Source organism: Stenotrophomonas sp. (genome assembly GCF_032061965.1).
Taxonomy (GTDB): Bacteria; Pseudomonadota; Gammaproteobacteria; order Xanthomonadales; family Xanthomonadaceae; genus Stenotrophomonas.
The window spans coordinates 23,819-31,127 of sequence record NZ_DAMBEF010000040.1 but is presented as its reverse complement, the minus strand read 5'-3'; the positions used below and the strand labels follow the sequence as shown (position 1 = coordinate 31,127).

Annotated in this window: 10 protein-coding genes; 3 read left to right on the top strand and 7 right to left on the bottom strand. The window is 65.1% G+C overall.

Translation table 11 applies throughout. From position 1 onward, the window contains the following. The 3 genes from RT460_RS16340 to RT460_RS16330 all read left to right on the top strand — a co-directional run. Positions 1–1,150, top strand: a 1,150-nt coding sequence (locus RT460_RS16340) for an SRPBCC family protein (RefSeq protein WP_313320332.1), incomplete at its 5' end; no start/stop codon positions are given. Between the two features lie 89 nt (positions 1,151–1,239). After that, a complete protein-coding gene (locus tag RT460_RS16335; protein ID WP_313320337.1) occupies positions 1,240–1,611 on the top strand; it encodes a DUF423 domain-containing protein in 372 nt (123 codons plus the stop codon). A gap of 3 nt (positions 1,612–1,614) precedes the next feature. Then, a complete protein-coding gene (locus tag RT460_RS16330) occupies positions 1,615–2,289 on the top strand; it encodes a DNA-3-methyladenine glycosylase 2 family protein (protein ID WP_313320330.1) in 675 nt (224 codons plus the stop codon). A gap of 267 nt (positions 2,290–2,556) precedes the next feature. Here RT460_RS16330 and RT460_RS16325 read toward each other — a convergent pair whose 3' ends face one another. From RT460_RS16325 to RT460_RS16295, 7 genes are read right to left on the bottom strand one after another with little or no spacing between them, the layout of a single operon-like run. Continuing rightward, positions 2,557–3,996, bottom strand: a complete 1,440-nt coding sequence (locus RT460_RS16325; protein WP_313320328.1) for an FAD-binding oxidoreductase — start codon at positions 3,994–3,996, stop codon at positions 2,557–2,559. Beyond that, the gene (locus RT460_RS16320; RefSeq protein ID WP_313320325.1) at positions 3,977–4,795 is read right to left on the bottom strand and encodes a D-alanyl-D-alanine carboxypeptidase family protein; all 819 of its coding nucleotides are present in this window, start codon (positions 4,793–4,795) and stop codon (positions 3,977–3,979) included. Before RT460_RS16320 ends, RT460_RS16325 begins: the two co-directional genes overlap by 20 nt. A gap of 9 nt (positions 4,796–4,804) precedes the next feature. Continuing rightward, on the bottom strand, positions 4,805–5,374 hold the full coding sequence (locus RT460_RS16315) for a PH domain-containing protein (protein WP_313320323.1): 570 nt from the start codon (positions 5,372–5,374) through the stop codon (positions 4,805–4,807). After that, positions 5,371–6,669: an alpha/beta fold hydrolase gene (locus RT460_RS16310; protein WP_313320321.1), complete on the bottom strand. Its 1,299-nt coding sequence runs from the start codon at positions 6,667–6,669 to the stop codon at positions 5,371–5,373. The genes RT460_RS16315 and RT460_RS16310 overlap by 4 nt, the downstream gene beginning before the upstream one ends. Next, a complete protein-coding gene (locus RT460_RS16305) occupies positions 6,669–6,851 on the bottom strand; it encodes a DUF4177 domain-containing protein (protein ID WP_313320319.1) in 183 nt (60 codons plus the stop codon). Before RT460_RS16305 ends, RT460_RS16310 begins: the two co-directional genes overlap by 1 nt. Then, entirely contained in the window at positions 6,851–7,027 is a 177-nt protein-coding gene (locus tag RT460_RS16300) for an Arc family DNA binding domain-containing protein (RefSeq protein WP_313320317.1), read from the bottom strand. Before RT460_RS16300 ends, RT460_RS16305 begins: the two co-directional genes overlap by 1 nt. After that, the gene (locus RT460_RS16295; RefSeq protein ID WP_313320315.1) at positions 7,024–7,308 is read right to left on the bottom strand and encodes a hypothetical protein; all 285 of its coding nucleotides are present in this window, start codon (positions 7,306–7,308) and stop codon (positions 7,024–7,026) included. The genes RT460_RS16300 and RT460_RS16295 overlap by 4 nt, the downstream gene beginning before the upstream one ends. Between the last annotated feature and the right edge of the window lies 1 nt (position 7,309).

Genomic DNA, 7,309 nt, shown 5'->3' with positions numbered 1-7,309 from the left:
GACCCGTATTATCGAGTTCCTTATCGCCTTGGGGATCGTGGCTGGCCTGTTCGTCCTCATCGGCGTGTGCCTCCCGGGCGAGCGCCACATTTCCGAAAGCATTGAAACCAATCGCAAGATGACGATCGTGTATGACACGGTCAGCAGCCTGCGTCGCTTTAAAGACTGGAATCCGCTGGCCCTGCGTGACAAGGCCGTGGAGCTGAAGTTCAGCGGTCCGGACGCCGGCAAGGGCGCCCGTATGGACTACTCGTCCAAGGACAGCACCCTGGGCCAGGGCAGCTGGGAAGTCACCGACGCCGAGAAGAACAAGCGCGTCGTGATCGCCATCGACGACGTTACCCGTGGCAAGGACAAGGTCACCACCTTCACCCTTGAGCCGACCGGCAAGAACGACCGCAACGTCAAGATCACCCAGGATTACAGTGTCAACTACGGTTTCGACCTGTTTGGTCGCTATGCCGGCCTGTACGTCAGCCGTCACGTTGGTGATGACCTGAAGCTGGGCCTGTCGCGCATGGCCAACATGCTGGCTGCCGTGCCGAACGTTGACTACGCTGCCGCCGAAGCGCCGCTGACCGGCCTGAAGGTCGTCGACGTCCCGGCCGAGAACCTGCTGGTGGTCAACGCCGGCAACATCGACCGCAACAACGATGCCATCCAGAAGTCGATCGACGACAACATGGAGTGGATCAAGCGCACGATGGATGCCAACGGTCTGGTTGCTGCCGGTCCGGTGCGCATCGTGACCACCGATTTCGGCGCCGAGAAGTACGCATTCGACGTGGCCCTGCCGGTTCGCAAGGGCTCCGCTGCCCCGGCTGCCGACAAGGACAAGAAGGATGGCGAGGCTGACAAGGCTGCTGCTGCGCCGGCCCCGGTGGCTGCTGCGGGTGATGCTGCCGAGCTGAGCGTCAAGATCCCGGCCGGTAACCCGGTGAAGTACAGCCACGTTGCACCGCACCGCGCCGCGTCAGCGTCCTACACCGGCCATATGGCGGGTCTGGACCTGGCCCGCAACGGCCTGCGTGCATGGGCAACCACCATGGGCAACGAAGTTGTGGATCGTCCGTATGAGTCGTGGAAGGGTGGCGTGGCCAAGGCCTTCACCACGGATGGTTCCTACGACATCTACTGGGCAGTCAAGTAATCTTCGGTCTGTCGAAGATGACGTGATCCCGAAAACGCGCCGCTTCCAGCGGCGCGTTTTTTTTGTGACTGGGCTTGGGAGTACAAATGATGTTGGGCACTGAGCGACGAGCACGTAAGCCTTCATTCCTGGCGTTCTGCGGTGGCCTGCTGGCGGCTGCGGCAATCGCTGCGTCGGCCTATGCGTCGCATGGGGTGAGCGAGCCGTTGGCGCAATCGCATCTCAACACCGCCGCGTTGTACGCCTTTGGTCACGGCGTGGTGCTGGTAGGCCTGGGCGCCGCCACGCTCAACCTGCTGGGGCGGGGGGCCTTGTACGTGTTGCTGGTGGGGACGCTGCTGTTCTCTGGCAGTCTGGCGGGGAACGTGCTGGCGCAATGGCCGACCACGCTGGCCCCCGCGGGTGGCATCACCTTGATGGGCGGCTGGGTGCTGCTGGCGCTCAGCGCGCTCAAGCGCTGACCCATGCCGCGTTACAGTCGCGGCTTCGATATCGAATCGGCGCACGCGCACCTGCAACGCGCGGACAAGCGTCTGGCGAAGTGGATGCGGCAGTTGGGGCCGTTGCCTGCGCCGGATGGCTGGGTCCGTCGTTTCGACCCGGTGGACGCGCTGGCGCGGGCCATCCTGTTCCAGCAGCTCAGCGGCAAGGCGGCTTCCACCATTGTTGGCCGGGTGGAGGCTGCGATCGCCAGCCGACGCCTGCACGGCGCCACCCTCGATCGAATTGATGATGCCGCGCTGCGTGCCTGCGGTGTATCCGGCAACAAGACACTGGCACTGCGGGACCTGACCCGCCGTGAGGCCGGCGGCGAGCTGCCAAGCCTGCGCCGCATGGCGGTGATGGAGCATCAGGACATCATTGATGCATGGGTCCCGGTGCGGGGTATCGGTCGCTGGACGGTGGAGATGATGCTGATGTTCCGGCTCGGCCGCCCCGACATCCTGCCGGTGGATGACCTCGGCATCCGCAAGGGGGCGCAGCGCGTGGATGCAGCGGAGGCGATGCCGAGCCCCAAGGCGTTGGCCGAGCGTGGTGAGCGCTGGGGGCCTTACCGGACCTATGCCAGTTTTTACCTGTGGCGCATCGCCGACTTCAGCGCTGGTGCCAAGCAGGCGACAAACCGCTCGCAGGACTGAAAACCCGAAGTGGGCAGGAACGGCGCAAGCCGCGAAGCAAACGCCGCAGCAGCCACTGCAGATCGCGCTTGGCCGGGGTCCGGCTCAGGCGATTGCCAGCAGATCACTGCTTGTCCAATGGGGCTTCATCCATCCATGGTGAGCGTGGTGTTCGGTTCGTGGCGCGGTCAGCGAGTGAGCGTAGGCCGGGTAAGCACGGCGCACCCGGCAATCGGGCCGCCGATGCCACGCCAAAGGCTCCGGGCGCGCTGCGCTTTCCCGGGAACCTTATGCCGGAAGGCGCAGATACTTGTCCCAGAGCAGGTTGCGAAAGCGGTTCTGCGGGTCCCATTGCTGCTTGAGGGCGGCAAACTGTTCCGCCTGCGGATAGGCGCGGTCGAACTGTGCCTGCGAGGCATGCAGCCGGTACGGAAGATAGTAGCGGCCGCCATGGTCGAGCGCGGCGTCTATGAGGCGACGGGTCCAGCTGCGGCTGTATTGCTCGGCTGCATTCCAGCTGCGCTGCTTGTGGTAAAGCACGAAGCAGAAAACGTCTTCGCGTGCCCAGCGCATCAGTGAAGTGGTATCGGCGGGCGCGTGCCGCACGGAAATATTCAGCGCATTGACGTCGTGCCTGCGCAGGATTGCCGCCATGCTGCGTGCGAATGAAGCAAACGCGGCAGTTGGGATGAAGTATTCCTGCAGCAGGTAGGAAGACATGCGCCGCGTGCGCGGCTCCAGTGAGGCGGCATCGAGGCTGGCTTCCAGGTTGCGCATGATCACCCGCGGTTCGTGCAGCAGGCTGCGGGTCTGGTAGACGTCGCGCAACTGGTCGCCGCCGGGCAGCTCCGAGGCTGCCCAGATCAGGTTCTGGTCCTTGGGGTAGCTTGTGCGCGTGGGCATCAAGCGCCTGGCATCGGTCAACGGTGCCGTACTGCGTGACCAGCTGATTGCCAGCGGCGCATCGAACTGCGGCGGGATGAGGTCTGCATTGTGCAGGACGACATCCGGGTGTCCTGCGACGTTTGCGGCAAACCAGGCCGGATAGTCGGTCAGTGCCACCTGCTCGACGTTGCGCGCGATCACCTCGTTGCGTGCAAGCTCCAGCTCTACCTCGGTGATGACACCCAGCCCCCCGTAACCGCCGATCACGGCGGCAAACAGCGCCGGCTGCTGGTCGCGTGACAGTTCCAGGGTGCGCCCATCTGCGGTGACCAGTTGCAGGGCACGCACGCTTCCGGCCAGCGCACCGCTGCCGACATAGCGGCCATGGCAGTTGACCGAGACCGAGCCACCGATGCTGAAATTGCTGTAGCTCTGCATCACCTTGATTGCCAGATCGAGTGGGTCCAGCAACGCCTGCAGTTGTCGCCAACGCATGCCGGCCTGCACGCGGGCCCGCAGGCGGGCAGGGTCCAGCCACAGCAGGCGGTCCATGCGCCGCATGTCCAGTTGCAATGCCGCCGGCGCGCGGGTTTGACCGCCCATGCTGTAGCGGCCGCCAGCGATGCAGGCCGCTCCTTGCCAGCGCAGCAATGCGGCGGCGACGCCGGCGCTGCTGGGGGGCGTGACGACACCGGCGATGGCGGTATGGTCCAGTTGCGCAACGTCAGCGGCCTGCGTATCCGGCTTGCCCGGCGTGCACGCCGGCAACTGACTGATCAGGCCCGCGCCCAGCGTGGCCTGCAACAGGCGCCGCCGGTCAGGATCAGGCGTGGGCGTGCTCATCGCTGCGGTAGCACCAGTGCCAGGGTTCGTAGACGATGCCATGCGGGTTGTCGCGCGGGTAGCTCATATGGAAGCCAAAGCCCGGGGCATGTTGCTGCAGCCATGCGAATGCGGCGGTATGTTCAAACGATTCCTCGGCCGGTGGTTCACCGGGCGCGCTGATATCGAGCGCCGCGCCACTGTGATGTTCGCTGTAGCCGGGCGCGGCATTCACGGTGAGGATGTCTGCCACGCTCAGCCCGCGGGCAAGCTTGCGTTCGAAGATGCCCAGTTGATACGCATGGCTGCGATAACCGGAGATTGCATCCAGCGCCAGTCCATCGATGGCTGCAGCCTGCTGCATCCGCTGCCAGCCGCGTGCTGCGCCCTTGGTAAGCCAGAGGGGGCGGCGATAGCGATCAAAACCTGCCAGGTGCAGGTGCAGAGGCTCGGCGACCAGGGGCAGCCCGGTGTGCGCCGCATAGGCGTCGGCATCCAGATCCAGCTGCTGCAGCCGCAGCTGCAGTTGATGCAGTGGCAGCTCACCGGCAGCCGGTGGAATGCGCTTTGGTTGCCGGCGCGCGGCATCCAGCGCGGCCAACGCAAAGCCTACGCCCGGCTCGTCCGCCAGCCGCGTGACCAGCGGCATCATGCCGCCCTGCAACTGTGCACCCAGGTAGCGCCCGTCATGCTTGCGGCGCAGTACATGGCTGGCCCGGGCGAGGATGCGGGCATCGTCATTGCTGCGGGCGCGCAGCAAGCCGCCGGGCCAGATCTCGATATCGGGCGTGTTGATCAGGATGTGGGGAGCATTGCGCATGCGCGCAGCTTAGGCCCGTCCGCTGTTGCCGGCCAGTCGTTTGAGTTCATCCAGCAGCGCGCGCGGCTGCTCCGGGCTGATCAGGATGCTGCCACCGTCGCGTAGCAGGATGACCAGCACCCGGCTGTCATCGGTGATCAGGCAGAAGCCCTTGCCGCCGTCCTTCATGTAGAAGTGACCGGCGCGGAAGCCCGGGTACTGGAAGCCGTTGGATTTCATGCCGGGCTTGAAGTCCGGATTCTCCGCAAAGTTGACGACGCGCGCCCGGTCCAGCCGCATGGAAGACAGGGGCACTCGGCGGGTGTATAGCGTCGCGGCGATGGTGAGCTGGTGCGGCTCCAGCAGCAGATGGCGGCGCCGGTATGCCAGGGTCAGGGCGCCCACGACCAAGGGCACCACGAGCCACGCCCCCCACGATGCGAACGCGGTGGTGAACGGTGGCTTGCCCGCAAACAGCTTGATCAGTGGGTCAATGCTGAGTACCAGCAGCATCGGTGCCCACACCCAGAACAGCAGCGAACTGGTCGGCGCGGCGATCCTGAAGGGTTCGATCCGCGTATCTGCGGCGTGCGTGTTCATGGCCGTGCCTTGATCCACTGTGCGATGTCGTTGACCAGGGCGGGATCAACATGGCCCGGGCGTGCGTACTCCTGCAGCGAGCCTTTGCCCTCACCGGCGATGCCCAGGTGGTTGAGCGCCGGGTAATGGTGGAAGCGATAGCGCTCGCCCTGCAGCCCCTTGTTCCACAGCTGCCAATCCGCATCGACCACCTGGAAGTCGCGACCGCCTTGCAGCAGCAGGACCGGTAGCTGGCTGTCGCGCGCATCAGCAATGGGATCAACCTTTTCCAGCTCTTGCCAGAACTGGCCGGGCACTTCCATCAGCCTGGCTTCCGGGTTGCTGCGCACCGCCGCGATGGCCGCATCAAGCGCATCCAGATGTGACTGCTCCTGCGCACTTATCCTGCCGTCCATGCTCACCATGTAGCGGTTCTGCTCGGCGAGCAGATCGAGAATGGGGCGAGCGGGAGCCGCAAACAGCACCAGCCCGGCCAACTTGCCGGGTGCGGCCTTGGCGATGCGCCCAGCCAGCAACCCACCCTGGCTGTGCCCCAGCAGATAGACCTGCTTGGCATCGATACCGCTGGTGCCGGCCAGGGTGCTGACCGCCGCGACGGCATCATCGGTGGTTTCGTCGTCGACGCTGAAGCCAGCCTTGAAGTCCTGCGGGCGGGCATGGGTGCGCTTGTTGTATCGCAGTACGGCGATGCCCTGCGCGGCCAGCGCGCGTGCGATATCCAGGAAGGGGCGATTCGGGCCGATGGTTTCATCGCGATCCTGCGGGCCGGAACCGTGCACCAGCACGACGGCCGGGAACGGCCCCTTGCCCTTGGGCAGGGCCAGCGTGCCGGGCAGGCCGGGCTTGCCCTCTGAGCCGCTGGGCACGGTGAAGGCCTGCTCACTGAAGTTGGCGTCATCGGCCGGTGCCGGTGCGGTTGCCGGTGCGGCAGGTTGCACCAGGAACCCGGCAACCTGATCGTCCTGATCGAAGACCACGCGGGCCTGCAAGCCACCGTTGGCGTACTGCAGGGGGATGACGACGATACGGTAGCCATCGGCTTCGCTGGTCTGTGCGTCCCCGCGCTTGCCGGCTGCTCCCATCTGCGCGGGCAATGATTCCCAGACCGCCTTGAGCTTTTCAGCGGGCACCGCGGCCTTCATCTGTGCAGAGAAGCTTGCTTCAGCTTGCGTGTACTGTCCCGCATCGAGTTGGTCGAGCAGGCGTGTAGCCAGTGTCGTCGGCGCTTCGCCTGCCATGGCCGGTACGGCGGTCAGCATCACTACGCCAGCGATCCTTGCAAGCAGCGTCTTCATCAGTGCTCCTTCTTGAAAATGAGCATTGCCGGTGAGAGTTGGCCGTAATGCACCATGTTGACCAGTTCCCAGCCAAGGTTGCCCTGCTTGGTCAGCTCCGCCTGCACTTTCTCGGCAGTGGGCCCGCCCTTGAGCATCGAGGCAGGCAGTTCGATGGTGAGGTATTGCCAGCGCTTGCTCATCATTCTTCCTTGTCGTCTGATTTGGGCTTGGGTAGACGGCCTGCCTTGCGCAGGGCGTCGCGGATCACGTACTCAATCTGTGCGTTGAGGCTGCGCAGCTCGTCATCGGCCCAGCGTTGGGCAGCCGCCAGAACCTCGGCGTTGATGCGCAGCGGGTAGGCCTTCTTTTCACTCACCGGCGCGGTGCCCCTGCGCTGCCGCGGCGCAGATGCAGCACCAGCGAAATCCCCAGTGCGTTGACCGCCACAACCAGCGCGATAACCACGCCGTAGGCCACGTTGCGGTTGTCACCGGACAGGTAAACGCCGATCCCACCGACAAACAGGCACAGTGCGATCAATGCCCAGCGCAGGCCGACGCCGCGCGCATGCGCGGTGCCGGGGCGGCCGCTCCACACGGCAAAGCACAGGGCCGGGATGCCGGTGGCGGCGATGATCAGGGGGGCGTAAACATTCACT